Below are 23,637 nucleotides of genomic sequence, written 5' to 3'. Positions count from 1 at the left end.
GGGGGTCACCGAAGCACCGGCCACCAATCTACTTCCGTATGGAAATATGTACCGACAGGTGTGTGCGGTATCACACCGTCGCGGCGGCAGCGAGGCGGCGCAGCGCTTTGACCACGACGTCGGGGTCGGCGGTCTCCCAGTAGGGCGGCAGCGACGCGCGCAGGTATCCGCCGTAGCGGGCGGTGGCCAGGCGGGAATCGAGAATGGCGACCACGCCGCGATCATCGACGCTGCGCAGCAGGCGCCCGGTGCCTTGCGCCAGCAAGAGCGCGGCATGGCTGGCGGCTACTGTCATGAATCCGTTTCCGCCGCGCGCCTGGACCGCACGCTGTCTGGCCGTGAGCAGGGGGTCGTCCGGGCGCGGGAACGGGATGCGGTCGAGGATCACCAGGCTCAGCGAAGGTCCGGGCACGTCGACTCCCTGCCACAGTGACAGCGTGCCGAACAGCGAAGTCTCCGGATCGTCGGCGAACTTGCGGACCAACGCGCCCGTGGCATCGTCACCCTGGCACAGGATCGGCGTCCGCAACCGGTCGCGCAACGCGTCGGTGGCCGCGCGGGCCGCGCGCATCGAGGAGAACAGGCCGAGCGTGCGCCCGCCCGCCGCCGTGATCAGCCGCTCGATCTCGTCCAGGTACGTCGGCGCCAAGCCGTCGCGGCCCGGTGCGGGTAGGTGTTCGGCGACGTAGAGGATGCCGGACTTGGCGTGGTCGAACGGCGAGCCGACATCGAGCGAGTTCCAGCGGACCGTATCGGCATCCGACGGCGCCTCGGCGCCATTCGCGGTGGCAGGGTCGGTGCGGCTGCCCGACTGCGCGGGCAGGCCCCAGGTGGTCGCGAGCCCGTCGAACGAGCCGCCGATCTGCAACGTCGCGGAGGTCAGCACGACGGTCGCGGTGCCGAAAAGCCTGCTGCGCAACAGTCCGCCGACCGAGAGCGGGGCCATGTGCAGCGAACGGCGCACGACACCGCGGACCTCGTCGGCCGCCAGCCAGATGACGTCGCGCCGGGCGGCCGGATCGGACTCCTCGAACGCCGTCAGCGCGCGGACCGCGCTGTCGTGCACCTCGTCGATCGCGGCGAGCGCCAGATTGCGGGCCGCAGCGCCTTCCGGATCGCCCTGCGCGGTGGTGCCGCCCGGCGGCGCCAGCGCGGTGCGCGCGTTCCATGCGGCATCCCGGATCAGTGCCAGCACCGGCGCGACGCCGTCGGGCAGGATGTCCCAGCGCGCGGCGGGCAGCTCGTCCAGCACGGTGTGCCAGGCCTCGCCGGCACCTTCCAGGCGGTCCACTTCCTGCTCGTCGATGAGTTTGGCGCAGCGCCGGGCGGCCGCGCTGATCGTCGAAGGGGCGAGCTCGGCGGTGGCCACGCCGGTCACCCGGTCGACCAGCTCGTGCGCCTCGTCGATGACCACCACGTCGTGCTCGGGCAGCACCTGGATGCCGCTGATCGCGTCGATCGCGAGCAGCGCGTGATTGGTCACCACCACGTCGGCCTGCGCCGATTCGGTCCTGGCCCGCTCGGCGAAGCAGTCCTGGCCGAACGGGCAGCGCGACTTGCCCAGGCACTCCCGCGACGACACGCTGACCTGCCGCCAGGCGCGGTCGCTCACCCCGGGAGCGAGTTCGTCGCGGTCTCCGGTCTCGGTATCGGAGGCCCACTCGTTGAGCCGCTGCACCTCGCGTCCGAGGCGCGAGATCGCGAACGCGTCGAACAGCTCCGCCTCGGCGGGCTCGTCCGGGATGACGCTGTTGATCTTGTTCAAGCACAGATAGTTGTTGCGTCCCTTGAGGATCGCGAACCCCGGGGTCCGGCCCAGCGGCGTGCTCAACGCCTCGGCCAGCCGCGGTAGATCCCGGTCCACCAGCTGGCGCTGCAACGCGATCGTCGCCGTGGAGACCACCACCGTGCGGCCGGTGCGGACCGCGTGCCGCAGGCTCGGGACGAGATAGGCCAGCGACTTGCCGGTGCCTGTCCCGGCCTGCACCGCGAGGTGTTCCTTGGTGTCGATGGCGTGGTCGACGGCCGCCGCCATCGTCACCTGTCCGGCGCGTTCCTTCCCGCCGAGCGCCTGCACGGCGGTGGCCAAAAGATCGGAAACGGGCGGCAGTTCGGGCACGCGAGCAGCCTACTCGGTGCCTCCGACAGACCAGGCCGGTCAGCCGGACCGGACGGTCTACCTGCTGATGCTTCCTTCCAGATCGACTCCCGCTCCGCGCATGCGGTCCAGCGCGGCGGTGACGGTGTCGGGTGCGACACCGGCGGTGAGATCGAGCAGGACGCGGGTGTCGAAACCCTCGATGCGCGCGTCCAAGGCGGTGGCGCGCACACAGTGATCGGTGGCGATGCCGACCACGTCGACGGCGTCCACGCCGCGGTCGTGCAGCCAGTCGGCCAAAGCGGTGCCGTTCTCGGTCGTGCCCTCGAAACCGGAGTAGGCCGCGGCGTACTCGCCCTTGGAGAAGATCTCCTGGATCGGGCCGGTGGTCAGGGCCGGATGGAAATCGGCGCCTGGTGTGCCGACCAGGCAGTGCGGCGGCCAGCTGTCCACGTAGTCGGGCTGGTCGGAGAAGTGCGCGCCGGGATCGATGTGATGGTCGCGCGTCGCGACCACCGCGCTGTAGTTCGTCGCCGAGAGGTGCTCGCTGATCCGGGCGGCCACCGCGGCGCCGCCGGTGACCGCGAGCGACCCGCCCTCGCAGAAATCGTTCTGGACATCGACGATGATCAGTGCTCGGGGCATGGTGACCTCCCGCGGTGTGACTGGTGACCTCTCACGATTCTGCCGCCAGGTCGGACGACCGGTTCAACCGACGCGCGGGAAATTCCGGTGGATGCGATGTAAACACCTCCACCCCACGCGGTGATTACTGTGTGCCCTCTTTTTCCCGGCCCGGTCCGCCAGGTCGGCCGACTCCCAGCATGGAGACCCCATGAGTCACGCCCGACTGTTCCTCAGCGTAATCCTCGGCACCCTTGTCTATCTCGTGATCTCTTTCGTGCTGGGTGACCGGCCCGCCGAGCCCGCGGCGTGGGTGCGGTTCGCGCTGATGGGGGTCGTGTTCGCGCTGATACTCGGCACCGGGCTGCTCCTGCTGCGTCGCGTCAGCAAGCGCATCGACTGACCTCAGACGAAAGTGGTCACGACGGCCGGTTCGCCCGCCGAGAGCTTGAGGCCCTCCCAGGGCAGGCTGATCAGCCCGCGGGCGACCAGGTCGCGGCTCTCGGACAGCGTGGGCAGGTCCTCGACCTGCTCGCCCCCGCGGATCAGTGGGACGAGGAGCTCACGGGCCTGGAAGCCGTTCGAGGGCGGCACGGGCCCGGCCGCCGGGTACACGATCTCCTCGACGATCGTGCCGGTGTCGCGGGCCAAGCGGATCGCCTTCTTCGTGCCGCCGCGCGACTGCTTGTGACTGCTGCGCTTGGCCACCGGTACCCCGTCCACCTCGACGAGCTTGTAGACCATGCCCGCGGTCGGCGCGCCCGACCCGGTCACCAGCGCCGTGCCGACGCCGTAGACGTCGACCGGTTCGGCGCGCAGCGCGGCGATGGCGTACTCGTCGAGATCGCCGGAGACCACGATGCGGGTCTTGGTGGCGCCGAGCACGTCGAGCTGGTCGCGCACCTGGCGGGCGAGAACGCCGAGGTCGCCGGAGTCGATCCGGACGCCGCCAAGGCCGGTGCCTGCCACCTCGATGGCCGTCGCCACGCCCATGGTGATGTCGAAGGTGTCCACCAGCAATGTCGTCCCGATCCCGAGCGTCTGCACCTGGCTGCGGAACGCTTCGGCCTCGTGCGCACCGTCGGGACCGCTGTGCAGCAGGACGAACGCGTGCGCGCTGGTGCCCGCGCCCGGAATGCCGTAGCGGCGCACCGCCTCCAGATTCGACGTGGCGTCGAAACCGGCCAGGTACGCGGCGCGGGCGCTGTCGGGAGCGGCGAGTTGGTGGGCGCGCCGCGAACCCATCTCGATCATCCGGCGGCCACCGGCGGCGCTCACCATGCGGGCGCCCGCCGACGCAATCGCGCTGTCGTGGTTGAGAATCGACAGCGCCAGCGTCTCCAGCACCACGCATTCGGCGAAGCTGCCGCGCACCGAGAGGATCGGGGAGCCCGGGAAATAGAGCTCGCCTTCGGCGTAGCCGTCGATATCGCCGGTGAATCGGTAGTCGCGCAGCCAGTCAAGGGTCCGCCGATCCGAGAACGGGGCGACGACGGCGAGTTCCGATTCACCGAAACGGAACTGCCGCAATGCGTCGAGCAGCCTGCCCGTACCGCCGACCACGCCATAGCGACGACCATTGGGCAAACGTCTGGCGAACACCTCGAAGGTGCATCGGCGCCGCGCCGAACCGTCGGCGAGTGCCGCGGCGAGCATGGTCAGTTCGTACTGGTCGGTCAGCAGCGCCGTGCTGGCGACGCCGTCACGCAGGTCCACGCAGTCACTGTAGACAGCACGTTCGGGTCACGGCGGCCGGCATCGTCCCGGTGAACCGGGGAATGCGCGAATCGGGGCTGTGTGGGTGTTGTTTATCCGGAGTCGAGTCGTACCCTTGACGTTATGGCCTTGCGCAACATAGTCCGGGGTGACGTCGTCATGGGCGCCGCGAACGCGACAGTGTCGGCGCCACAGGCGACGCCAGAGGCGGTCGAGTACACCGAGATCCTGGAGGCGGAGGATCGCCCCTGGGTGACCGTGGTCTGGGACGACCCGGTCAACCTCATGCACTACGTCACCTACATTTTCCAGAAGCTCTTCGGCTACAGCAAAGCAAAGGCGACCGAGCTGATGCTGAAGGTCCACAACGATGGCAAGGCGGTGGTCTCGTCCGGCTCTCGGGACAAGATGGAACACGATGTCCAGCGGCTACACGCCGCGGGCCTCTGGGCCACCATGCAACGGGACGACTGACCAGGACGCTACCCTGACGCCGTGCGTAAGTGGAGCAGGAAGAACTCGCTGAGCGGTCTCAAACTGCGTTCCGAAATGGACGCACGCGAGGCCAATGTGCTTCGGTCGCTGGTGGGCGCGGTCTCCGGACTGCTCACCGAGCGCGGCGCGTCCGCCCCCGATGACGATCTGGCGGCGCTGACCGGATTGCGATCCGGCAACACCGCCCCGCCGGAGGACCCGCGGCTGCGCCGACTCCTCCCGGACTTCCACCGCAGCGAGCCCGGCTCACCGGACGCCGACCGCGCCGATCTCAACAGCGCGCTGCGCGGCCTGCACGAGCCCGACATCATCGACGCCAAGCTGGCGGCGGGCTCTGTCGTGCTGGACACCGTGCCGAACGCGGGCGGCAAGATCGTGCTCACCCCCGAACAGGCCGACGCGTGGCTGGCCGCGCTCACCGACGTGCGGCTCGCGCTCGGCACGGTGCTGAACATCGACGCCGACACGCCCGACCATCTCGAGCCCGACGATCCGCGCGCTCCGCACCTGGACGTGTACCACTGGCTGACCTGGATGCAGGACTCGCTGCTGCAGGCGCTGGCTCCCTGACGGCTCCAGTGCGAAGATCGGCGCGGTCGACCAGCACCTTCGCGCCATGAGGAGTAGAGATGGTGAATGCCGCGCCGGGGCAGAACAATTCGCTCACCGACGTCCCAGGAGTACTGGTCGGACATCACCACGTCCTCGATCCGGATGCCGCACTGGGCGCCGGGGCGGCCACCGGATGCACGGTCGTGCGCGTGCCGGGTGGCGCGGTGGCGTCGGTCGACGTGCGCGGCGGTGGTCCGGGCACGCGCGAGACCGATCTGCTCGATCCGATGAACACCGTCCGCCAGGTCGACGCGATCCTGCTGGCCGGCGGCAGTGCCTACGGTCTGGCCGCGGCCGACGGCGTGATGCGCTGGCTGGAGGAGAACGGCGCCGGCATCGTGATGGATCCGGCCGACGCGGGCCGGGTGGTGCCGATCGTGCCAGGGGCGGTGATCTTCGATCTTCCGGTCGGGGCATGGGACATTCGTCCCACGGCCGAGTTCGGCTACCGGGCAGCGGAGGCGGCGGCCGTCGATTTCGCCCGCGGGTCGGTCGGCGCCGGCGTCGGCGCACGTGCCGGATCGATCAAGGGTGGGGTGGGTACCGCGAGCATCGTGCTCAGCGACGGCCTCGCCGCAGGGATCACCGTCGCCGCATTGATCGTGGCCAATCCCGTTGGCTCGGTGTTCGATCCGCGCACCGGGCTGCCATGGGGGTGTGGCACCGACGGACCCGACTACTTCGGGCTGCGCGCGCCGACCGCCGAGCAGCTGGCGGCGGCCAATGCGCTGCCGGTGAAAGGCACAGTGCTCAACACCACGATCGGCGTCGTGGCGACGGATGCTCCGCTCGACCCGGCCGGATGCCGGCGGGTGGCGGTCACCGCGCACGACGGCCTGGCCAGGGCGGTCCGTCCCGCGCATTCGCCGCTCGACGGTGACACGATCTTCGCGCTCGCCACCGGGACGGCCGAGGAGGGCTCGGACCTTCCGCTCCCGCCCGCTTTCCCGCCCGACCTCGTTGTCCTGGACGAGATTTGCACGGCGGCCGCGGTGGTCGTCGAACGCGCCATCGTCGACGCGATCCGCTCGGCGCATTCGGTCGCGGGCATTCCCGCTTACCACGACCTGTTGGGTGCGTGATTGCAGCCCCTCCAGCGCTGGGTGCCGGAACCGGGGACCGGTCGATGCCGCCTGGGGAATACCCGAATATTCTGACTCGTTGTCGACTGCGGTAGGTCGGCGTTGCGGAAAGGTGTTCGACTCGTGCTGGTGATCAGGGCCGACCTCGTGGAGGCGATGGTGGCGCACGCGCGCGCCGATCACCCCGATGAGGCCTGCGGCGTCATCGCGGGGCCGGAGGGCTCGGACCGGCCGGAGCGCTTCATCGCCATGGTCAACGCCGAGCGTTCGCCCACTTTCTACCGCTTCGATTCGGGCGAGCAGTTCAAGGTGTGGCGGGAGATGGATGAGGCGGACGAGGCGCCGGTGGTGATCTACCACTCGCACACCGCCACCGAGGCCTACCCGAGCCGGACCGACGTGTCGTACGCCTCCGAGCCGTTCGCGCACTACGTGCTGATCTCCACTCGCGATCCCGAGCAGCACGAGCTGCGCAGCTACCGGATCGTCGACGGCGAGGTCACCGAGGAGCCGGTGCGGATCGTCGACGCGTATGAGACCTAGACCGATACTTGTTCCTGAAACCGAGGAGTACCCATGCCGGTAACCGTGTCCATCCCGACCATCATGCGCGGCCTCACCGGAGGTGAGAAGCGGGTGCGGGCCGAGGGCGCAACGCTGGCCGCGGTGATCGACGACCTCGAGGCCAACCACCCCGGTCTCGCCGAGCGCCTGCTCTCCGGCGGCAAGCTCAACCGCTACGTCAACATCTACGTCGACGACGAGGACGTGCGCTTCGCCGGTGGTCTGGAGGCCGAGGTGCCCCAGGACGCGAGCGTGACCATCCTGCCCGCCGTCGCCGGAGGCTGATCGGTCCCGTGGCGCGTTACGAATCGCTGATCGCGACCCTCGGCAACACCCCGCTGGTCGGCCTGCGCACGCTGTCTCCGCAATGGGACGGCGAGAACCATGTGCGGCTGTGGGCCAAGCTGGAGGATCGCAATCCCACCGGCTCGATCAAGGACCGGCCTGCGCTGCGCATGATCGAACAGGCCGAGGCCGACGGGTTGCTGCGTCCTGGCTGCACCATTCTGGAACCCACCAGCGGCAACACCGGTATCTCCCTGGCCATGGCCGCCAAGCTCAAGGGCTACCAGTTGATCTGCGTGATGCCGGAGAACACCTCGGTGGAGCGGCGGCAGTTGCTCACCATGTTCGGCGCGCAGATCATCGATTCTCCCGCGGCGGGCGGCTCCAATCAGGCCGTCGCGCTGGCAAAGCAGATCGCGGCGGAGAACCCGGACTGGGTGATGTTGTACCAGTACGGCAATCCAGCGAACGCGCTCGCCCACTACGAGGCCACCGGCCCGGAGATCCTGGCCGACCTGCCGGAGATCACGCACTTCGTCGCCGGTCTCGGCACCACGGGCACGCTGATGGGCACCGGCCGCTTCCTGCGCGAGAAGGTGCCGGGCATCGAGATCGTCGCCGCCGAGCCGCGTTACGGCGAACTGGTCTACGGGCTGCGCAACATCGACGAGGGATTCATCCCTGAGCTGTACGACGAGAGCGTGCTGACCACCCGTTTCTCGGTCGGTCCTTATGACGCGGTCAAACGCACTCGCGAACTGGTGCTGGAGGAAGGGATCTTCGCGGGGATCTCCAGCGGCGCCATCCTCCACGCTGCGCTCGGCGTGGCCCGCAAGGCGGTGCAGGCGGGCACGCGCGCCGACATCGCGTTCGTGGTCGCCGACGGCGGCTGGAAGTATCTGTCCACCGGCGCCTACGACGGCACCATCGAGGAGGCGGAAGAGCGGCTCGACGGCCAGCTCTGGGCCTGATTTCCGCCCCGCGCCGGTACCCTCGGTGAGGCGGGGCCACAACCCCGCGCGGCGAGGAGGTGGCCATGACCGGCGCGGGACTCGGGCCGTCGTTCGACCCTGATCGGCTCGCGGCGATCCGTGCGCAGTTGGGCAAGCCCACCGGTGTGCCGGGGCCGTCCACGCGGCCGGAACCGACGCCGACCGGGGGATTCGCCGCTATCAAGCGGCTGTGGGTGCGCTCGGGGGTACTGATCCTCGGATTCGTGGGGCTGCTCTACGGCATCGAAGGAGTCGACAGCATCCTCGACGGTCGGCTCGACTACGGGGGCATCGAGCCGCGCGAGGCCGACGGGCTGACCGGCATCCTGTTCGCCCCGGTTCTGCACGGTGACTGGGGCCACCTGATCGGCAATACGCTCCCGGTGCTGGTGCTCGGCTTCCTCGTCCTGCTGGCGGGGATCGGCCGCGGGTTGGTCGCCACCGCGATCGTCTGGCTCGTGGCGGGGATCGGCACCTGGCTCACCGGAGCGACGGGGAGCGTGCATATCGGCGCCTCCGCCCTGGTGTTCGGCTGGCTGACGTTCCTCATCTCGCGCGGCTGGTTCGCTCGCAACGTCGGTCAGATCGCGCTCGGTCTCGTGGTGCTTGCTCTCTACGGGTCGCTGCTGTGGGGCGTGCTGCCGGGACAGCCGGGAATCTCTTGGCAGGGGCATCTTTTCGGGGCGTTGGGTGGGCTGTTCGCTGGCTGGGTACTCTCTGGTGATGAACGTCGACACCGCCGCGGGGATCGAGCCGGAGTCAGTGCGTCGCCGCGGTGAGCCTGTGACCGGTGGGGAGCTGTGGGGGGATGCTTCCGCGAGCCGGAATTCCGCGTGGCAGCATGGGGGAATGCGCCTTACCGTCCTCGGGTGCTCGGGCAGTGTGTCCGGCCCGGACTCTCCTGCGTCGGGTTACCTGCTGACCGGCCCGGACATGCCGCCGACGGTCATCGATTTCGGCCCGGGAGTGCTCGGCGCGTTGCAGCGCTACGCCGACCCAGGTGAGGTCGACATCTTCCTGACCCATCTGCACGCGGACCACTGTCTGGATTTGCCTGGCCTGCTGGTATGGCGGCGTTACCATCCCACGCCGCCGGAGGGGAAGGCTATCGTTCGCGGCCCCTCGGACACCTCGCTGCGTATCGGCAATGCCTCCGCCGAGGTCGGCGGCGAATGCGACGACTGGTCCGACGTGATCGACATGCAGCCGTGGGCGGAAGGACAGCCGGTCGAATTCGGCCCGGGCCACACCGTCACCGCGCGCCGGATGTATCACCCGCCGGAGTCCTACGGCCTGCGGATCGACACCGCGAGCGGACGCACCTTCGTCTACACCGGCGACACCGCGCTGTGCCCGCAGGTCCACGAACTCGCCCACGGCGCCGACGTCCTGATGGCCGAGGCGTCCTGGACCCACGATCCGGCGAATCGCCCGCCCGGCATTCACCTTTCCGGCACCGAGGCAGGCCAGATCGCCGCCGAGGCAGGCGTCAAGGAACTGCTGCTCACCCACATACCCCCGTGGACCTCCCGCGAGGACGTGATCGCCGAGGCAAAGGCACAGTTCTCCGGTCCCGTGCACGCGGTAGCGCCGGGCGAGACGTTCGATCTCTGACCGACCCGGAAAGAATTCCTCGTGGGCGCTTCCGCCGTGGAGTGCGAACACGCGCCGCAACGGCTCTGCGGCGAGTCGGATGGCAGTATCACGACCATGTGCGCGCAAGACCATCGAGCGCCATTCACGGCTCGTGGTGTGGCCGAGTAGCTGCCGTATTCGTCTCGTAGTCGCCAGCGACATTGGCCTGACCTGGCGGCCAGCAGCAAGCACCGCTCACTGCTTCGCACGATTACCCCTTCGAGCAACCACACTGGCCCCACCCCCGTTTTCGAGCGAAGCGAGACCGAGCATTCCCTGTTCGCGGCCCGGCTCGCGTCCGAGCGGCCGCCGCGTCCGCGACGAAGTCGCCAGCGGCGGTCGCTCGGACGCGAGCCATAAGGGGGCCGCGAACACGCGGCGCCGCAGGCGCCGCAAATTAGACACAGTAGGCTGTGGCCGTGTCGAGACGAGCCGATGGCAGGGCGGACGATGAGCTCCGCGAGGTACGGATCACCCGTGGATTCACCACGCATCCAGCCGGTTCGGTGTTGGTGGAGTTCGGGCAGACACGGGTGATGTGCACCGCGAGTGTCACCGAGGGCGTGCCCCCGTGGCGCCGCGACTCCGGGCTGGGCTGGCTCACCGCTGAATACGCGATGCTGCCCGCCGCCACGCATACCCGCAGCGGCCGCGAGTCGGTGAAGGGCCGGATCGGCGGACGGACCCAGGAGATCAGCCGCCTGGTCGGCCGCTCGCTGCGCGCCTGCATCGACTTGGCGGCCATCGGCGAGAACACCATCGCGATCGACTGCGACGTGCTCCAGGCCGACGGCGGAACCAGGACGGCCGCCATCACCGGCGCCTACGTCGCGCTGGCCGATGCGGTGGCCTACCTCGGCGCGGCGGGCGCCTTGGCCGACCCGCAGCCGATCTCGTGTGCGATCGCCGCGGTGAGCGTCGGCGTGGTCGACGGCCGGGTGCGCGTGGACCTGCCGTACGAAGAGGATTCGCGCGCCGAGGTCGACATGAATGTGGTGGCCACCGACACCGGCACGCTGGTGGAGATCCAGGGCACCGGCGAGGGCGCCACATTCCCGCGCTCCACGCTGGACAAACTGCTCGACACCGCGCTCGCGGGCTGCGAGAAGCTGTTCGTCGTGCAGAAGGAAGCGCTGGCGCTGCCGTACCCCGGCGTGCTGCCGGAGCCGGCCGAGTCGAAGAAGAAGTGATGACCCGCCGTCTGCTGGTCGCCAGCCGCAATGCCAAGAAACTGAACGAGCTGCGCCGCATCCTCGACGAGGCCGGCATAGCCGGCATCGAGATCGTCGGGCTGAACGACGTCCCCCCTTACGACGAAGCTCCCGAGACCGGCGCGACATTCGAGGAGAACGCGCTGGCCAAGGCCCGCGACGGTGCCGCGGCCACCGGTTTGGCCTGCGTCGCCGACGATTCCGGCCTCGAGGTGGACGCGTTGAACGGGATGCCCGGGGTGCTGTCGGCGCGCTGGTCGGGCGGGCACGGCGACGACGCAGCCAACAACGCGCTGCTGCTGGCACAGCTCGCCGACGTTCCGGACGAGCGCCGCGGCGGGCGGTTCGTGTCGACCTGCGCGCTGGTGGCGCCGGGCGGCGCGGAGACCGTGGTGCGCGGCGAATGGCCGGGCTCGATCGGACGGAAGCCGGTGGGCGACGGCGGTTTCGGCTACGATCCGCTGTTCGTCCCGGCGGGTGGCGACATCACCGCGGCCCAGCTGACCCCCGCCCAGAAGGACGCGGTATCGCATCGCGGGCGGGCACTGGCCCAGTTGCTGCCCGCGCTGGCGGCGCTGGCCGCCGACTGACGCGCAGTCAGACGCCGAAGTCCTGCTTGACCTGCTTCGCGTTGACGTGCTCGACGAAGAACGACAGCAGCGGGACGGTGCCCGCGAGCAGGGTGCCGACGGTGCGCAGGACCGGCCAGCGCACCTTGACCGCGAGATCGGCCGTGACCAGCAGGTAGACGAAGTACACCCAGCCGTGCACCACGGCGATCCAGCTCGGGGTGTGCACGCCGAAGCCGTACTTGGCGATCATCTCACCGGTGAGCAGCAGCAGCCAGAGACCGGTGATCCAGGCCAGCGTGCGGTAGCGCAGCAGCGCCGGGGCGATCTTGGCGGCGTTCGCCGTCGGCGCGGGGGCGACGGCGATCTCGGTGGAATTCTCGCTGGTGGTCAACCGGCGCTCCTCTCGCGGGTGTGCAGGCCCGCCGTGCGGACCTGCGCATCGATGTCATTGGCGTGCAGCTCGGCGAGGTATCGGTTGTACTCGGCGAGCACCGGGTCCTCGTCGCGGACGGCCTTCGGACGCTCGGGCAGCAGGCCCGCCGGGATCTCCCTCGGGGCGACCGGTTCGGCAGCGCGCTCGGATGCGGCGGGAGTGCGCCGCGTGTCGGCGGATTCGTGCTGTTGCTCGGCCTCGCGCTCGAGCCGCACGAACCGGAAGTAGGCGAAGACGGCGAACCCCGCGAACAGCGGCCACTGCAGCGCGTATCCGAGATTCTGGCCGGTGCCGCTGGCGGAGTCGTACCGCTCCCACTGCCACCAGGCCAGCGCCAGGCAGCCCAGCGCGGCGACGACCACCAGCGCGATGAGGGCCGGACGATTGTGTGCCGAGCGGCGAGGTGAGGCGGACACGGCTTCTACGGTACCGTGTCTGATTTGCAGCGCCTGCGGCGCTGTGTTGTTTTGCCGCGACTGCGTCGCGGCGTGTTCGCGGCCCCTTTGTGGCTCGCGTCCGAGCGACCGCCGCTGGCGACTTCGTCGCGGACGCGGCGGCCGCTCGGACGCGAGCCGGGCCGCGAACGGACAATGCTCGGTCTCGCTGCGCTCGAAAACGGGAGCGGGGCCGATGTGGTTGCGTTGCGTGGTAGAGGCGGCACCAGGTGTCTGCGGTTGGCTGGTGGCTGATGACGCAGCCGGGCCAGTGGTGCTCAGAACGAGTAGATGACGCCGGTGAGTCGCTCGGATTCCGTCCACAGTCGCTGCCACAGGTCTTTGTTCTTCGACAGGCGGGTGGACGAGGAGGCGCGCACCGGGCCCTGGGTGCCGAAGAACCTGGTCGGGCCCCAGTACACCGTGGGGTCGGCGTCGGGCATTGTCGCGGCGAACAGCGACGAGTGCGCCGCCTTGGCGGGGGAGTGTCCGATCAGGCGGATGAAGGGCTTGGCGACGTGGTCGATCGGCGTCTCGGTGTGCGCGAAGAGGTCGGTGGCCGAGACACCGGGGTGCACGCCGTAGGAGCGTTTGGCCGATCCGGACTCCGTCAGCCTGCGTTGCAGTTCCCGCGCGAACATCAGATTGCACAGCTTGGCCTGCGCGTACGCGAGATTGCGCTGGTAGCGGCGCTTCTCGTAGTCGAGGTCCTCGATCCAGAGCTTCGGGGTCTGCTTGTGCGCGATGCTCGCCAGGGTCACCACGCGATCGGTGATCCGGTCCAGCAGCAGCCCGGTGAGCGCGAAGTGCCCGAGGTGGTTGACCCCCCACTGGGTTTCGAAACCGTCCTTGGTCCGGGAGAACGGGAGATTCATCAGCCCGGCGTTGTTGATCAGCACGTCGAATTCGCCGCTGTCGTCGGCGAACTTGCGCACCGACGCCAGGTCGGCCAAGTCGAGTTCGGCCACTCGGACATCGCCGTCGATGCGGGCGGCGACCTCCTTCGCCTTGGCCGTGTTGCGGCAGGCCATGATCACGGTCGCGCCTTTGGCCGCGAGGACTTCGGTGGTCACGGCGCCGAGGCCGCCGTTAGCGCCGGTGATGACAAAGGTGCGTCCCGTCTGATCCGGGATCTCAGTAGGTTTCCACGCCATGGGCCAACCTTACTTTGGAGTAAGTTCCGGGGGAAGGTCTGTGCGGGTATTCGGCTTAGATCGTCTCAGACGCGGCAGCCCGTGTCCGGGGATCGCCGCCGCGACACGGGCATTCGCATGGTGGGCTAGCGTCCGCTGCCGATCGGCTGCCCGAAGGCGGCCGCGAGCACACATCGACGACCACGGGGTCGGTGAAGGGATTCTTGGTCAGCATGCCGATGTCGTCCGCGAACGGGAACAGCGCCGCCTGATAGCTCGCGCAGAGCTGTTCCTTGCCGGCCATCATGACCTTGCCGAGGCCATTCATGTTGTCGTCGAGTAACTTTCGCAGTTCGGGATATTCCCGCGCGACGCCGAGCGCGCCCGCGAAGATCAGTCCGGCCGAGAGGTTGTCGTTGGCCATCCGCAGGGCCGCGGCTAGGGCAGCCAGCAGCGTCGCTGCGTGCTTGCGGGGAGTGACCACGCGAGAACCTCTTCGTTCCATGGGCAATGTGAGCCCACTTGGTTTCAGACTGGTCGAGTATGCGGTCTGATGACCTGGATCACAAGACGTCGATCGACAGCGGCCGGCGCATCGCGATGTTCGCGCGGATCGGCCGTGGTCGCCGCGATTTCGCTACGGTGAGAGATGTGACGGCGACAGTGGGAAGGCAGTACGGCGGGCGCGCCGTCGTGGAGCGGAAGGCCGAGCGACGTCAGCGGTTCCTCGAGGCGGCTACCCGGATCTTCGCCGAGCGCGGTTACGCGAACTGTTCGCTGGCCGAGGTGTGCGCGGCCGCGGGCCTGTCCAAGCGGCAGTTCTACGAGGAGTTCCATACCAGGGAGGACGTGCTGGTCGCGGCATACGATCGGATCCAGGACGAAGCCGCCGCCGCCGTGCTGGCGAGGATGGGGGAACTCGACGCCCGCTTCGATCGGACCGCCGCGATGACCGCTGTGTTGACCGCCTATCTCGCATCAATCGGTTCCGACCCCTATCGCGCGAAGGTTGCCTTCATCGAAGTGGTCGGGGTGAGCGATCGGATGGAACGGCACCGTCGCGAGCGACGTCATGCCTGGGCGTCCGTGCTGGAGTCCCACGTCGCGCCGGTGATCGCGCCCGGTTCACGGGTGCGCGGCGCGCCCGGATGGGGGGCGAGCGCGCTCATCGGCGCGATCAACGGGCTCGCGCACGAGTGGGTGCTCGCCGATCCGCGTCCGACTGTCGACGAACTGGTGGATCTCCTCGTCCCGATCGCGATGTCGCTGCTCGAGCGGCCGGAAGAGAGCTAGCCGCCGCGGATGGCGTAATCGCCGATCGCCTGCTCCAGCGTGTCGAACGCGGTGCCGATGTATTCGGTGAGGGCGGTGGCGATCTCGTCGTTGGATCGGCCCGCCAGGGTGCGGCGCGCGGTCTCGTCGAACAGCACGCGGTGCACGCCGCCGAGCAGCGCGGCCACCACGCGCGGCGCGATATCGCCGGCGGCGGAATCGGTTTCGGCGGCCAGTGTGACGGCGAGCGCCCGTTCGCGCTCGTCGTGGAACTCGCGCAGCCGGGTAACCAGCGCCGGGCTGTCGGTGATCATCCGGGCGAATTCGGGTCCGGAGAAACCCACCACCGGATCGTGCCCGGCCACCGCGGCCAGATAGGCCCGCCGCAGTGCGGCGAGCGCGGACTCGCCTGATTCGCGTTCCCGGACGACACGGGCGAGCTGGTCGACGAACACCTCGTGCAGATCGAGGGCGAGGTCCTCTTTGCGGGGGAAGTAGTTGGTCACCGTCATCTTGGCGACCTGTGCCGCGGCGGCGACGTCGGCGATCGTCACCTTGTCGAAGCCGTGCTCGAGGAACAGCAGGGTCGCGTGGTGGGAGATGTTGTCCCTGGTCTGCTGCTTTTTCCTGGCACGAAGCCCGAGGTCCGCTGTGCTCATGCCGCCACCATATCTGATATCGACACAAAAATCTGCTTGACATATTTTTAGGTTCATTCTAAGTTTGTGATCGTCATCAGAACGAAGGAGTGTCAGCGCGGATGAACCACGGACTTGTCGAAGCGACCTCGGCTCACATCAGCTCCACCGTCGACCGAAAGGGATCAGCCACCATGACCGACAAGGCCAGCGCTGACGCCGTCCTCGAGACCGCGGTTCGCTTGCTCCTCGCCGAAGGAGATGGCGGAACCGGCGCCCGACGGATCACCGCCGCGGCTCGCTCCACCCCCGCATATCCGAGTGTGGTGCGCCGAGAACGAAAGGGAGTCAAGCCGATTCGGCCTGCAATGGCCTATCGCGCCAAGCCGCAGCGTCCGCTGCGGATTCCCGGGCGCGGCTGACCGCCGCCCCATCCCCGCCCGTTCGGCGGCGTGCTCGACACGCCGCCGAACGGTTCGCCCGGCAGAAAGGAACGTTCTGTGACCCAGCTGTGCACCCATCCCGCCCGTTTCACGGGCACCGTCAGCGAGGACCCGATCAAGGACTATCTACGGCTCATCGGCCGCACCCCGCTGCTCACCGCCGCGCAGGAGGTCGAGCTCGGCGAGCGGATCGAGGCGGGCCACCTGGCAGCGCGTCGCCTCGGCAACGCCGGTGCCGCAGAGGAACTCGCCACCGGAGAGCGTCGAGAACTGCGTCGTCGGATCGCAGACGGTCAGCGCGCCAAAGACCATATGGTCGAAGCGAATCTGCGCCTGGTCGTCTCGATCGCCAAGCGGTATCCCACGCCGACGGGCACGTCGCTGCTGGACCTGGTCCAGGAGGGCACGCTCGGCATGATGCGCGCGGTGGAGAAGTTCGATCACCGACGTGGCCTGAAGTTCTCCACCTACGCCACCTGGTGGATCAAGCAGTCGATCGGGCGCGCACTGGCCGACCAGAGCCGCACCATCCGCATCCCGGTGCATGTCGTCGAGGTGCTCAACCGATTGCACCGGGCGCAGCGCACGCTCGCGCAGCACCGGGGCCGGGCGGCCACGGTGGCGGAACTCGCCGCCGAGCTGGAACTGTCCCAGGAGAAGGTGCGCGAACTCCTCGACATCGGCCGCGAACCGCTCTCGCTGCACACACCGGTCGGGGAGGATGCCACCGAATTCGGCGAGCTGATCGCCGACACCGCGCCGGACCCGTCCGACACGGTGACCGCGTCCGCGCTGCGTGGCCAGCTGGACAAGGTGCTCGGTTCGCTGACCGAACGCGAGGCGGAGGTGATCGCGCTGCGCTTCGGCTTGCGCGGCGGCGAACCGAGGACACTCGACGAGGTCGGCAAGTCCTACGGAGTGTCGCGCGAACGCGCTCGCCAGATCGAGGCCAAGGGGATGGCGAAGCTGCGGCGGCCCGGGCGAGCGACAGCGTTGGAGGGCTTGCTCGGCTGATTCGCTGCTGTGTCGCTGGGATGCTGTCGCGGCGGCAACGTCCCATACTGAGCTAATGACCGGTGCGGTTGCTGTCGCCGACGACCCCGCTGCTCCACTGGGCAGGGCCAAGACCAACATCGTGTTCGGCACGATCGTGCTCGGCATGCTGATGGCGGCGCTGGACCAGACCATCGTGTCCACCGCGCTGCCCACCATCGTCGCCGATCTGGGCGGGGCGGGGCATATGGCGTGGGTGGTCACGTCGTACCTGCTCGCCGAGGCGGTGGCGACCGCGCTGGCCGGAAAACTCGGCGACCTGTTCGGGCGCAAGCTCGTGTTCCAGATCAGTGGGCTGATCTTCATCGTCGGTTCGATGGTCGCGGGCCTGGCCAACGGCATGCTGTTGCTGGTCATCGCCCGCGGCGTCCAGGGCTTCGGCGGCGGCGGACTGATGGTCACCTCGATGGCGTTGATCGCCGACATCATTCCGCTGCGGCAGCGCGGCAAGTATCAGGGCGCGCTGGGCGCGGTGTTCGGGGTGACCACGGTGATCGGCCCGACGCTGGGTGGTCTGTTCACCGACCACGCCAGCTGGCGCTGGTGCTTCTACGTCAACGTGCCGCTCGCGGTGCTGATGATCGCCCTCGCCGCGCGCACCGTTCCGCGGGTACGCGCCGCCGCCAAGCCGATCATCGACTACGCCGGTATCGGGTTGGTGGCGCTCGGCGTCTCCTGCCTGATCCTCGGATTGGAATGGGGCGGAGAGCAATACGCGTGGGGTTCGGCGATGATCAGCGGCCTGTTCGTCGCGGCGGCGATCCTGCTGGGTGCGTTCGTAGCCGTGGAGTTGCGGGCCGGCGAGCCCATGCTCCCGATGGGGTTGTTCCGCAGTCGCGTGTTCACGGTGTGCTCGGTCCTCAGCTTCATCGTCGGCTTCGCGATGCTCGGTTCGATCACTTACCTCCCTGCGTATCTGCAATATGTGAACGGGGTTTCGGCCACTGCGTCCGGCATACGCACGCTGCCGCTGGTGGCCGGACTGTTCGCCACCTCGATCCTGTCCGGCCAGGTGGTCGGCAAGACCGGGCGCTACCGATACTTCCCGATCGCGGGCACGCTGGTCATGGCGATCGGCCTGTATCTGATGTCCACCATGGGCCCGGCGACGGGCATCTGGCTGGAATCGCTGTACATGCTGGTGCTCGGACTCGGTATCGGCCTGGCCATGCAGGTGCTGACCATCGTCGTGCAGAACACCGTGCCCTATGCCCAGCTGGGCACCGCGACCTCCGGGGTCACGTTCTTCCGCACGCTCGGAAGCGCCTTCGGCACGGCCATTTTCGGCACGCTGTACAGCAACGAGATCGGCCCGAACCTGACCGACGCGCTGACGCGGGTCCGTGTGGTGCCGCCGGAGGTCGCGGCCGATCCGCAGTCGCTGCGCGCTCTGCCCGCTGAACAGTCTGCGCCTATCATCGACGCGTACGCGACCTCGATCGATCACGTGTTCTTCTGGGTCGTTCCGGTCGCGCTGGCCGGGTTCGTGGTCGCCTGGTTTCTCCCGGAGGTGCCGCTGCGGGACAGCGCACGGGCGGGCGCGGGCGATGTGGGCGAAGGGTTTTCGGTACCCGATTCGCCGGATCGGGTGGTGCAGCTGGAACGGGCGATCGCCGCGGCAGTGCGCAAAGCGCGGGACGAGGAGCCGATCGGCCCGCGCATTTTCGCCGACGCCGACAGCGATCTGACGCCCGGCGAAGCGTGGGCGCTCGGTCAGGTGTATCTGCGCGACCGCATCACCGGCGATGCCACGCTCGCCGCGATCGCACGGGCGCACAACTTGCCGGACGAGGTGATCGAACCGATCTACGACCAGGTCGGTGCGGAGGGCTACCTGAGCAGAGAGGGAAAACGATTGCGGCTCACCGATTCCGGCGCCGCCGAACTCGATCGGATCAAAGCCGCGTGGCGGCGCTGGCTCGACAGCAGGCTCGACGACTGGAACGACGCCGATCCCACCGACCGCGCACTGCTGGATCAGGCGCTGACGAACATCGCCACCAAGTTGCTGGAAGACCAGGCGCGCGCGGAGGAATCCGTGCCCGCCTGAACACTTGCGCCCGTGATATTCGTGCACGTATATTCGTAGACGAGTAAAGGAGGTGCCGCGGTGCAGAAACGTAAGGTCGACAACCTGCTCGCGCTCGCGGTGCTATCCGTGATGGTCGAGCGGCCGATGCATCGTTACGAGATCGCGCAGACCCTGCGCGACCGGGGCAAAGAGCGCGACATGACGATCAAGTGGGGTTCGCTCTACACCGTCGTGCAGAACATGGCGAAGGTCGGCTTCCTCGAGGTCGTCGGCAGTGAACGCGAGGGCGCGCGGCCGGAGCGGGTGATCTATCAGATCACCGATGCGGGCCGCGCCGAGATGGCCGACTGGACCAGGGAACTGCTGTCCACGCCGGAGCCGGAACAGCACCGTTTCGTGGCGGGGCTGTCCATTCTCGCGGTGCTGCCCCCCGACGAAGTGATCGAGTTGCTCGGCGAACGCCTCGACGCGCTGGAACGGACCACCGAGACGGTGCGCCGCGAACTCGATGAACTCGCCACGACGACGCTGCCCCGGCTGTTCACCGTCGAGACCGAGTTCGGTGTGGCGATGCTGGAAGCCGAAGCGGCATGGACGCGTTCCCTGCGCGACGAGCTGACCGAGGGCACCTTTCCCGGGCTGACGCAGTGGCGGGCGTGGCACGACCGTGGCATGCGCCCGTCCGAAGTCGCCGACCTGGAGGAGAGGGGGATGGCCGAGAACTAGCCGAGACCGGACCCGGCGAGGTGCGGCAACACCACCGCCGGGCCCGATCGAAACAGTCTCGAACCGTGCCCGCGAACGCGCACCCGGCTACAAGGCTGGCAACCACAGGATAACCGGGTGGATGGCGCGCGGGTCGGTTCGGGGAACCGAAACCCATCGCACGAATCCTGGAGATACCTATGTCCACGACACGTACCGCCCTGGTGATCGGAGGCGGCATCGCCGGTCCCGTCGTCGCGACGGCCCTGCGCAAAGCGGGCATCGACGCCCGCGTCCACGAGGCGTACCCCGGCCCGTCCTACGGCATCGGCAGCGGGCTCGCGCTCGCGCCGAACGGCATCGCCGCGCTCGACATCATCGGAGCAGGTGATCCCGTGCGCGCTATCGCGCTGCCCGTCACGGGGATGACCATGTCGATCGGCGACAAGCTGCTGTCCCTGCCCGCCCTGTCCGATGTGCCGCCCCTGCAATTGGTCGATCGCAGCGAACTGCACCAGGCGTTGCACCGGCACGCGGTCGCCGCGGGCGTCCCGTTCGAGTACAACAAGCGCCTGGTCGACGTCCGCGAGGACGAGTCGGGCGTCACCGCCCGGTTCGCCGACGGCAGTACGGCCACCGCCGATGTGCTGATCGGTGCCGACGGCATCCGCTCGACCGTTCGCACGCTGATCGACCCGAAAGCGCCGGGCCCCGACTACACCGGCATGCTCGGCTTCGGCGCGATCACCGAGTGCGATACCGACATCCCGCCCGGCACCATGACTTTCGCGTTCGGCAAACGCGCGTACTACCTGTACTGGCCGCTCGGGGACGGCCGGGTGGCATGGGGCGCCAACCTGCCGCACAAGGAGTACCTGTCGTTCACCGCGGCACGGGCCATCCCCAGCACGCGGTGGCTGCAGATCCTGCGCGAAACCTACGCCGACGACACCCCCGGCGGCGAACTGGTCCGGCGCACCACAGAGGAGCAGTTGGAGGTGGTCGGCGCGCTGCACATCATGCCGCCGGTGCCACACTGGTACCGCGGACAGATGGTGCTGGTCGGCGACGCGGTGCACGCGCCGTCCAACAGCTCCGGCCAGGGCGCTTCGCTGGCGATCGAGAGCGCCGTGCAGCTGGCCCGCTGCTTGCGCGATCTGCCCGCCGCGGAGGCGTTCGCGGTCTACGAGCGTTTGCGGCGCGGCCGGGTGGAGGGTGTCGCGGCGCGTGCGGCGAAGATCAACCACAGCAAGACGCCCGGTCCGGTGGCGCGCAAGATGATGCAGCTGCTGGCGCCGGTCATGGTCAAGACGGTGATGAACCCGGAGAAGACCATGGGTCCCGAGCAGCGCTACCGGATCGACTGGGACGCGCCCGCCGACAGCGAACTCGCGGCGGCCTAGTGGAGAAGTCCTGCCGGTCCGCCGGACCGGCAGGACATCGCACCACCAGGGGGTCTGTCATATCGCCAGGGAAATAGACTTGTGCGGTGAGTGATAGAGATTCCGATGGGAATGTCGATCTGAACCAACTGCGCACGTTCCTGGCCGTGCACCGGGCCGGATCGATCACGGCGGGGGCGCGGATGGTCGGGCTGTCTCAGCCGACGGTAACCGGTCAGTTGCAGGCATTGGAGAAGCGGCTCGGCGCGCGGCTGTTCGAAAGACTGCCGCGCGGGGTGGCGCCGACCGCGGCCGCAACCGAGCTGGCGGCGCGGATCGCCGCACCGCTGGACGCGCTGGGCACGGTCGCTGCCCGTCGCGGCGAACCCGCTCCGCAGCCCGCGGTCCGGCTGGCGGGTCCCGCCGAAGTACTTGCGGTGCACGCGCTTCCGGCGCTGGCGCCACTGGTCGCCCGGGGCGTGCGGCTGGTGGTCGGCGCGGGGCTGTCGGACGAGCTGCTCGGCGCGCTGCGCGCCGGACAGTTCGACGTGGTGGTGTCCGCGGTTCGGCCCAGAGGCCGGACGGTCATCGCCGAACCGCTGTTCGACGAGGAATTCGTCCTCGTGGCCGCGCCGTCGGTCGCCGCGCGGATCGACACGGGAGTGCTGCGCGCCGAAGCACCGGCAGCGCTGTCCGGCTTTCCGCTGCTCAGCTACGCCCCTGACCTGCCGATCCTGCGGCGGTACTGGCGACACGTCTTCGGCATCCGGCTCACTGCGGAGGCGGCGGTCGTGGTCGCCGACCTGCGGGCGGTCACCGCGGCGGTGGCGGCGGGCGCGGGTATCAGTGTGCTGCCGCGTTACCTCTGTGCTGCCGAACTGGATTCAGGGGCGCTGGTCCCGCTGCTGGAGCCGGACGATCCACCGATCAATACGGTGTTTCTGGTGCGCCGTCCCGGTTCGCCGGCCCCACACGTCGAGTTGGTCTACCAGCGGCTGATCACGGCCGCTCGGCAGTGGTGACCGGCGGCGGGCGCTATCGAGTTTCCCTGACGCTCAGGGGCAGGCGCTCAGTACCCGGACCATGGCGTCTTTCTCGGACTGGGTGACCCAGAGCTGGTAGGCCGCCTTCACCTGAATCTGCCTGGTCACGTAGGCGCAGTGGAAGCCTTTGTTCGGCGGCAGCCACTCGGCCGCGTCGGAATCGCTCTTGGACTGGTTGGTGGGGCCGTCCGCGGCCTGCAAGTTCAGCGGATCGTTCGCCAGGTCGCGTCGGCGTTCGGCGGAAAGCTTCTGAGCGCCTTTCTGCCAGGTATCCGAGAGCGCGACGACGTGGTCGATCTGCACATCGTCGGAGGACTTCACGCCGCGCTCGAAGTGAATGGTCTTGCCCGTGTAAGGGTCGCCGAGCGTCCCGGTCGAGACGATGCACTTGCCCGACTTGAACGTCACGTCGGTCAGGTCGCGCTGCAGGATGTCGTTGCGGGTGTCGCAGCCGTTGTTGCCGCCGGGCACCGAGACGTTGTCCGACCACGGCGGGCCGAATTCCTCTCGGCTGTAACCGGTTCTGGCGGCGCGGTCCGCGACCCGCAGGGAATTCAGTAGGGCGAGGGCCTCGCGACTGGGTATGGCGGCGGTGCATGCCTTGCCGCCGGAACCGCAACCTGTCGCCGCGGTCGACTCGCTGGTTGTGAGGGAGGAGCAGGAGACCAGTCCGAGGGAAGTCGCGACCATCACGCTGATCAGGGCAAGGCGGTGTGCTGTGGATTTCATGGAACTTCCTAACGCCGAACCCACCGGAAACTGTAACCGGCGTCAAACTATCCATTGCTCGCGCCGACACAAATGACTGGCGCATATGAGATTCGGCACAGCCGCCCGGATCGGACTGGTGCCCCAAGGTGATTCGACAGCAGTAGTGGGCCCGCCCCCGAATCGCCGTGCCGGCGCCGACTCGGGGGCGGTTTGTCACGAGCAGACCATGCGAGCCGCGCGGTTGTGCGGACGGTTGTCCACTCCGAAGACCGCACTGGGACGACACCACGGGGCTGATGAGGGGGAGGTCCCGAGGTGTCGAGCCGCGCCTGCTCCGGACTCACTCGTGACGATCAGGGATGATCGGGATCCGGCGGGTGCGGGTGGTTCGGTCCACCTGTATCCGGTTGTGCACCAGCACCTTTTCGCTCCGTCTCGATCACGCTTTGTTCTACGTATCGAGACAGTAGAT

At 68.6% G+C, this 23,637-nt stretch carries 27 protein-coding genes; 18 read left to right on the top strand and 9 right to left on the bottom strand.

The genetic code is table 11. From position 1 onward, the window contains the following. Positions 1 to 70: 70 nt before the first annotated feature. Both OHA40_RS09565 and OHA40_RS09560 read right to left on the bottom strand, forming a co-directional pair. Complete coding sequence (locus OHA40_RS09565; RefSeq protein ID WP_330232703.1) at positions 71 to 2,119, bottom strand: ATP-dependent DNA helicase; 2,049 nt, start codon at positions 2,117 to 2,119, stop codon at positions 71 to 73. A gap of 57 nt (positions 2,120 to 2,176) precedes the next feature. Further along, entirely contained in the window at positions 2,177 to 2,743 is a 567-nt protein-coding gene (locus tag OHA40_RS09560; RefSeq protein WP_330232702.1) for an isochorismatase family protein, read from the bottom strand. A gap of 190 nt (positions 2,744 to 2,933) precedes the next feature. Between OHA40_RS09560 and OHA40_RS09555 the strand changes: the two genes are divergently transcribed. Then, the gene (locus tag OHA40_RS09555) at positions 2,934 to 3,125 is read left to right on the top strand and encodes a hypothetical protein (RefSeq protein ID WP_330232701.1); all 192 of its coding nucleotides are present in this window, start codon (positions 2,934 to 2,936) and stop codon (positions 3,123 to 3,125) included. Between the two features lie 2 nt (positions 3,126 to 3,127). On the opposite strand, the gene OHA40_RS09550 is transcribed toward OHA40_RS09555, so the two are convergent. Continuing rightward, entirely contained in the window at positions 3,128 to 4,378 is a 1,251-nt protein-coding gene (locus tag OHA40_RS09550) for a nicotinate phosphoribosyltransferase (protein WP_330234108.1), read from the bottom strand. A 183-nt stretch (positions 4,379 to 4,561) separates the two neighbouring features. Between OHA40_RS09550 and clpS the strand changes: the two genes are divergently transcribed. The 10 genes from clpS to rdgB all read left to right on the top strand — a co-directional run bounded on the left by clpS (position 4,562) and on the right by rdgB (position 11,904). After that, positions 4,562 to 4,912, top strand: a complete 351-nt coding sequence (gene clpS, locus OHA40_RS09545; protein WP_330232700.1) for an ATP-dependent Clp protease adapter ClpS — start codon at positions 4,562 to 4,564, stop codon at positions 4,910 to 4,912. A gap of 21 nt (positions 4,913 to 4,933) precedes the next feature. Continuing rightward, positions 4,934 to 5,503: an oxidative stress transcriptional regulator AosR gene (gene aosR / locus OHA40_RS09540; RefSeq protein WP_330232699.1), complete on the top strand. Its 570-nt coding sequence runs from the start codon at positions 4,934 to 4,936 to the stop codon at positions 5,501 to 5,503. A gap of 59 nt (positions 5,504 to 5,562) precedes the next feature. Further along, complete coding sequence (locus OHA40_RS09535; protein WP_330232698.1) at positions 5,563 to 6,627, top strand: P1 family peptidase; 1,065 nt, start codon at positions 5,563 to 5,565, stop codon at positions 6,625 to 6,627. Positions 6,628 to 6,750: 123 nt separating this feature from the next. Continuing rightward, on the top strand, positions 6,751 to 7,170 hold the full coding sequence (locus tag OHA40_RS09530) for a M67 family metallopeptidase (RefSeq protein WP_330232697.1): 420 nt from the start codon (positions 6,751 to 6,753) through the stop codon (positions 7,168 to 7,170). Between the two features lie 33 nt (positions 7,171 to 7,203). Further along, positions 7,204 to 7,476 (top strand): MoaD/ThiS family protein, encoded by a 273-nt coding sequence (locus OHA40_RS09525; RefSeq protein ID WP_330232696.1) that lies wholly within the window; start codon positions 7,204 to 7,206, stop codon positions 7,474 to 7,476. Positions 7,477 to 7,484: 8 nt separating this feature from the next. Continuing rightward, positions 7,485 to 8,447 carry a PLP-dependent cysteine synthase family protein gene (locus OHA40_RS09520; protein WP_330232695.1) on the top strand — a complete coding sequence of 321 codons (963 nt, stop codon included), beginning with the start codon at positions 7,485 to 7,487 and terminating at the stop codon, positions 8,445 to 8,447. 65 nt (positions 8,448 to 8,512) lie between these two features. Continuing rightward, positions 8,513 to 9,247, top strand: a complete 735-nt coding sequence (locus tag OHA40_RS09515; protein WP_330232694.1) for a rhomboid family intramembrane serine protease — start codon at positions 8,513 to 8,515, stop codon at positions 9,245 to 9,247. 70 nt (positions 9,248 to 9,317) lie between these two features. Further along, complete coding sequence (locus OHA40_RS09510) at positions 9,318 to 10,082, top strand: cyclic nucleotide-degrading phosphodiesterase (protein ID WP_330232693.1); 765 nt, start codon at positions 9,318 to 9,320, stop codon at positions 10,080 to 10,082. 440 nt (positions 10,083 to 10,522) lie between these two features. Continuing rightward, on the top strand, positions 10,523 to 11,293 hold the full coding sequence (gene rph, locus OHA40_RS09505) for a ribonuclease PH (RefSeq protein WP_330232692.1): 771 nt from the start codon (positions 10,523 to 10,525) through the stop codon (positions 11,291 to 11,293). Next, positions 11,293 to 11,904: an RdgB/HAM1 family non-canonical purine NTP pyrophosphatase gene (gene rdgB / locus OHA40_RS09500; protein WP_330232691.1), complete on the top strand. Its 612-nt coding sequence runs from the start codon at positions 11,293 to 11,295 to the stop codon at positions 11,902 to 11,904. The genes rph and rdgB overlap by 1 nt, the downstream gene beginning before the upstream one ends. Positions 11,905 to 11,911: 7 nt before the next feature. Here the strand turns inward: rdgB and OHA40_RS09495 are convergent, their stop codons facing one another. The 4 genes from OHA40_RS09495 to OHA40_RS09480 form a co-directional block, all read right to left on the bottom strand. Next, positions 11,912 to 12,277: a DUF3817 domain-containing protein gene (locus tag OHA40_RS09495; protein WP_442943965.1), complete on the bottom strand. Its 366-nt coding sequence runs from the start codon at positions 12,275 to 12,277 to the stop codon at positions 11,912 to 11,914. After that, positions 12,274 to 12,735 (bottom strand): transcriptional regulator, encoded by a 462-nt coding sequence (locus OHA40_RS09490; RefSeq protein ID WP_330232690.1) that lies wholly within the window; start codon positions 12,733 to 12,735, stop codon positions 12,274 to 12,276. The genes OHA40_RS09495 and OHA40_RS09490 overlap by 4 nt, the downstream gene beginning before the upstream one ends. A 296-nt stretch (positions 12,736 to 13,031) precedes the next feature. Then, positions 13,032 to 13,907: an oxidoreductase gene (locus OHA40_RS09485; RefSeq protein WP_330232689.1), complete on the bottom strand. Its 876-nt coding sequence runs from the start codon at positions 13,905 to 13,907 to the stop codon at positions 13,032 to 13,034. Between the two features lie 55 nt (positions 13,908 to 13,962). After that, entirely contained in the window at positions 13,963 to 14,370 is a 408-nt protein-coding gene (locus OHA40_RS09480) for a hypothetical protein (RefSeq protein ID WP_330232688.1), read from the bottom strand. A 167-nt stretch (positions 14,371 to 14,537) separates the two neighbouring features. Here OHA40_RS09480 and OHA40_RS09475 point away from each other — a divergent pair, with 167 nt between their 5' ends. Continuing rightward, a complete protein-coding gene (locus OHA40_RS09475; protein ID WP_330232687.1) occupies positions 14,538 to 15,179 on the top strand; it encodes a TetR/AcrR family transcriptional regulator in 642 nt (213 codons plus the stop codon). On the opposite strand, the gene OHA40_RS09470 is transcribed toward OHA40_RS09475, so the two are convergent. Next, complete coding sequence (locus OHA40_RS09470; protein WP_330232686.1) at positions 15,176 to 15,817, bottom strand: TetR/AcrR family transcriptional regulator; 642 nt, start codon at positions 15,815 to 15,817, stop codon at positions 15,176 to 15,178. The two genes, OHA40_RS09475 and OHA40_RS09470, sit on opposite strands and share 4 nt — an antisense overlap. 173 nt (positions 15,818 to 15,990) lie before the next feature. On the opposite strand from OHA40_RS09470, the gene OHA40_RS09465 reads away from it, so the two are divergent. From OHA40_RS09465 to OHA40_RS09440, 6 genes are all read left to right on the top strand, one after another. Beyond that, positions 15,991 to 16,218: a hypothetical protein gene (locus OHA40_RS09465; protein WP_330232685.1), complete on the top strand. Its 228-nt coding sequence runs from the start codon at positions 15,991 to 15,993 to the stop codon at positions 16,216 to 16,218. 78 nt (positions 16,219 to 16,296) lie between these two features. Then, a complete protein-coding gene (locus OHA40_RS09460; RefSeq protein ID WP_330232684.1) occupies positions 16,297 to 17,253 on the top strand; it encodes a sigma-70 family RNA polymerase sigma factor in 957 nt (318 codons plus the stop codon). A gap of 55 nt (positions 17,254 to 17,308) precedes the next feature. Beyond that, positions 17,309 to 19,342 carry an MDR family MFS transporter gene (locus tag OHA40_RS09455; protein ID WP_330232683.1) on the top strand — a complete coding sequence of 678 codons (2,034 nt, stop codon included), beginning with the start codon at positions 17,309 to 17,311 and terminating at the stop codon, positions 19,340 to 19,342. Between the two features lie 60 nt (positions 19,343 to 19,402). Next, positions 19,403 to 20,050, top strand: coding sequence for a PadR family transcriptional regulator (locus tag OHA40_RS09450; protein ID WP_442943964.1), 648 nt, complete (start codon positions 19,403 to 19,405; stop codon positions 20,048 to 20,050). Between the two features lie 179 nt (positions 20,051 to 20,229). Then, positions 20,230 to 21,432: an FAD-dependent oxidoreductase gene (locus OHA40_RS09445; protein ID WP_330232682.1), complete on the top strand. Its 1,203-nt coding sequence runs from the start codon at positions 20,230 to 20,232 to the stop codon at positions 21,430 to 21,432. Between the two features lie 86 nt (positions 21,433 to 21,518). Further along, a complete protein-coding gene (locus tag OHA40_RS09440; protein ID WP_330232681.1) occupies positions 21,519 to 22,433 on the top strand; it encodes a LysR family transcriptional regulator in 915 nt (304 codons plus the stop codon). A gap of 33 nt (positions 22,434 to 22,466) precedes the next feature. Here the strand turns inward: OHA40_RS09440 and OHA40_RS09435 are convergent, their stop codons facing one another. Beyond that, a complete protein-coding gene (locus OHA40_RS09435; RefSeq protein ID WP_330232680.1) occupies positions 22,467 to 23,183 on the bottom strand; it encodes an HNH endonuclease family protein in 717 nt (238 codons plus the stop codon). Positions 23,184 to 23,637 lie beyond the last annotated feature (454 nt).

Origin of the sequence: Nocardia sp. NBC_00508 (genome assembly GCF_036346875.1) — a bacterium.
In the GTDB taxonomy this organism is placed as follows: domain Bacteria; phylum Actinomycetota; class Actinomycetes; order Mycobacteriales; family Mycobacteriaceae; genus Nocardia.
This window is presented reverse-complemented; position numbering and strand designations above follow the sequence as displayed.

Coding starts and splice junctions, on each gene's coding strand:
- OHA40_RS09560 (WP_330232702.1), bottom strand. CDS start 2,743: ATGCCCCGAGCACTGATCATCGTCGATGTCCAGAACGATTTCTGCGAG.
- OHA40_RS09555 (WP_330232701.1), top strand. CDS start 2,934: ATGAGTCACGCCCGACTGTTCCTCAGCGTAATCCTCGGCACCCTTGTC.
- OHA40_RS09550 (WP_330234108.1), bottom strand. CDS start 4,378: ATGCTCGCCGCGGCACTCGCCGACGGTTCGGCGCGGCGCCGATGCACC.
- clpS (WP_330232700.1), top strand. CDS start 4,562: ATGGCCTTGCGCAACATAGTCCGGGGTGACGTCGTCATGGGCGCCGCG.
- OHA40_RS09535 (WP_330232698.1), top strand. CDS start 5,563: ATGGTGAATGCCGCGCCGGGGCAGAACAATTCGCTCACCGACGTCCCA.
- OHA40_RS09525 (WP_330232696.1), top strand. CDS start 7,204: ATGCCGGTAACCGTGTCCATCCCGACCATCATGCGCGGCCTCACCGGA.
- OHA40_RS09515 (WP_330232694.1), top strand. CDS start 8,513: ATGACCGGCGCGGGACTCGGGCCGTCGTTCGACCCTGATCGGCTCGCG.
- OHA40_RS09510 (WP_330232693.1), top strand. CDS start 9,318: ATGCGCCTTACCGTCCTCGGGTGCTCGGGCAGTGTGTCCGGCCCGGAC.
- rdgB (WP_330232691.1), top strand. CDS start 11,293: ATGACCCGCCGTCTGCTGGTCGCCAGCCGCAATGCCAAGAAACTGAAC.
- OHA40_RS09485 (WP_330232689.1), bottom strand. CDS start 13,907: ATGGCGTGGAAACCTACTGAGATCCCGGATCAGACGGGACGCACCTTT.
- OHA40_RS09470 (WP_330232686.1), bottom strand. CDS start 15,817: ATGAGCACAGCGGACCTCGGGCTTCGTGCCAGGAAAAAGCAGCAGACC.
- OHA40_RS09465 (WP_330232685.1), top strand. CDS start 15,991: ATGACCGACAAGGCCAGCGCTGACGCCGTCCTCGAGACCGCGGTTCGC.
- OHA40_RS09455 (WP_330232683.1), top strand. CDS start 17,309: ATGACCGGTGCGGTTGCTGTCGCCGACGACCCCGCTGCTCCACTGGGC.
- OHA40_RS09445 (WP_330232682.1), top strand. CDS start 20,230: ATGTCCACGACACGTACCGCCCTGGTGATCGGAGGCGGCATCGCCGGT.
- OHA40_RS09435 (WP_330232680.1), bottom strand. CDS start 23,183: ATGAAATCCACAGCACACCGCCTTGCCCTGATCAGCGTGATGGTCGCG.